We start from the raw sequence: 1,633 nt of genomic DNA, 5'->3' as shown, positions 1-1,633 counted from the left end.
CGCAAAAAGCTGAACTATGTAGACAAAATGAAAGTAAAAATAGATAGCCCAATCGGACGACGACAGCTGTTTATTAAAGTATGGCAAACGATTCGGCTGTATTGAACCTGCTTTCCTTTAAATAAAAAGCGGAATATTACAGTGAATAAAGGCATGAATAAATTTACCTTACGGGGTCAAGCGAAAGTGAATGCGCAGTGGCAACTGTATTGCCTTGTTCATAATATAGAAAAGCTGCAAAATACGATACATTAAGAAGGGTAAGTCCTTTTAACCTAAAATAAAGCCACTAAAGCCCCCGCAATCCCGTCCAAAACGCCAGTTGAAACAATATCAAACATTTCTTTATATTCTGCGTAAAAATACAGTAATCAATTGAACCAAAATAGGAACTCAGCTATGGTTTGTTTATCAAAAAAAAATAAAATAAAAAAACGAGTTAATCTACAGGCTCGTTAGGCATACAAGGAGAGTTCAGTGAAAAAATTAACTTTAGTATTTATATCCCTTATTTTGTCTTTTTCAAGTTTAGCGAAGGGCAAATTCACGACAGATCAGTTAATCGAAAAAGCCAAGACATTTGTATCGGCCAAAAATGCTCGCCAACAACCAAATACAACCACCAAAGAAATAGATCATTATATATCGCTATTGTCTGATAATTTTATTGATGAACATATAAAATTTAAGTTTACGTATACGGATAAATCGGAACTTCGTTCAAACATGGTTGGTAAACTAAAAGATGAAGTTATAAACAGTAATATTGAGATAAATGAAATTATGGTAGGGGCTAATGTTGTTTTTATAAAAATGACTGAAATGGGTAAAGTTAAGCCTGCACATTTAGATAAAACCATTGAATATAGTAAAACTAATATTGTCTCATTAGAATTTAACGAATCAGGTTTAATAAAGCATATCCGCCGATACCATGGTTAATGCACGCCTAACAATCGCCTAACAATCGCCTAACAATCGCCTAACAATCGCCTAACAATCGCCTGCAATCTGACCTCCTGTCATTGTTACCATTTGTGTAAAAAGTCGCACAAAAGGCGCCAGTAGCCTCCGGCAGTTGAGGCGGGCGTGCTCATGGCACAAACCGGAAATCACCTACCCATAAATTCCGTATTTAGACATTAAGGTTTTTAAAGCCTTAATGTCATTAATTTTCAACCATTCAAATATTTACCTAAACCTAACCTTACTTAAATTTAAGGTCGACTCTAATAAATCACAATCTGTGCGCCAGACCTTGCTTAAAATTCAAACTATTCTCAAGCTGCCGTGAATTCTCAACTTAAGTGGCGCTGGCTATAAGCTGAAAAAAGATACATATTAGCCAATAAAATAATTGATAACTATTTTCGTTTAGATTAATATGCACATACTAAATGTAATTGAGAGTGGTTTGTATTCATGTATATTTGTCTATGTCACGGTGTGACAGATAAAAAAATTGAGCAAACAATTGACGATGGTGCAACGACCATGCGTGAATTAACTAAAGAGCTTAAAGTGGGCAGCCAATGCGGTAAGTGTTGTGGTTGTACTAAAAAGATCCTTAATCGCAGACTTATTCAGATTGCGGATGTAACGGATCAAGTTGCTTAATTACATATAAAATTTA

At 34.9% G+C, this 1,633-nt stretch carries 3 protein-coding genes; all 3 read left to right on the top strand.

Features of this window, described 5'->3' with window-relative positions:
• Positions 1 to 153: 153 nt before the first annotated feature.
• The 3 genes from P20495_RS22830 to P20495_RS00875 all read left to right on the top strand — a co-directional run bounded on the left by P20495_RS22830 (position 154) and on the right by P20495_RS00875 (position 1,617).
• Positions 154 to 255: a transposase gene (locus tag P20495_RS22830; RefSeq protein ID WP_374700030.1), complete on the top strand. Its 102-nt coding sequence runs from the start codon at positions 154 to 156 to the stop codon at positions 253 to 255.
• Positions 256 to 477: 222 nt separating this feature from the next.
• Positions 478 to 942 (top strand): hypothetical protein, encoded by a 465-nt coding sequence (locus tag P20495_RS00870; RefSeq protein WP_008139292.1) that lies wholly within the window; start codon positions 478 to 480, stop codon positions 940 to 942.
• Between the two features lie 480 nt (positions 943 to 1,422).
• Positions 1,423 to 1,617 carry a (2Fe-2S)-binding protein gene (locus P20495_RS00875; protein WP_002960627.1) on the top strand — a complete coding sequence of 65 codons (195 nt, stop codon included), beginning with the start codon at positions 1,423 to 1,425 and terminating at the stop codon, positions 1,615 to 1,617.
• Positions 1,618 to 1,633 lie beyond the last annotated feature (16 nt).

It is taken from the genome of Pseudoalteromonas sp. BSi20495, assembly GCF_000241185.1.
GTDB classification, from domain to species: domain Bacteria; phylum Pseudomonadota; class Gammaproteobacteria; order Enterobacterales; family Alteromonadaceae; genus Pseudoalteromonas; species Pseudoalteromonas fuliginea.
The sequence above is the reverse complement of the archived record's forward strand: the minus strand, read 5'-3'. Positions and strand labels throughout refer to the sequence as shown.

Coding starts and splice junctions, on each gene's coding strand:
- P20495_RS22830 (WP_374700030.1), top strand. CDS start 154: ATGAATAAATTTACCTTACGGGGTCAAGCGAAAGTGAATGCGCAGTGG.
- P20495_RS00875 (WP_002960627.1), top strand. CDS start 1,423: ATGTATATTTGTCTATGTCACGGTGTGACAGATAAAAAAATTGAGCAA.